Genomic DNA, 296 nt, shown 5'->3' on the forward strand with positions numbered 1-296 from the left:
ATCCAGAAAAAAGTAGTTTCTTTGCAAACCAAATTAAGGCAGTAGAACAATTACAAAAACAAAACAATAAAGAATAATGAGTTTTACAATATTTTTAGGTTTAATTGTTGTAGTAGCTTTTTTACTAATAGTTGTTATTATGGTACAAAACCCTAAAGGAGGTGGTTTATCATCGTCTTTTGGTGGTGGCGGTACTCAACAATTAGGAGGCGTAAAAAAAACTACAGACTTTTTAGATAAAAGTACTTGGTATTTAGCAACCTTTTTATTGGTGTTAATTTTAGCATCAAACATAG

Annotated in this window: 1 protein-coding gene; it reads left to right on the forward strand. The window is 29.7% G+C overall.

From position 1 onward, the window contains the following. Positions 1–73 precede the first annotated feature (73 nt). The coding region (gene secG / locus FUA24_RS00665) for a preprotein translocase subunit SecG (protein ID WP_148539612.1) at positions 74–296 on the forward strand (223 nt) is incomplete at its 3' end.

It is taken from the genome of Seonamhaeicola marinus (assembly GCF_008085455.1).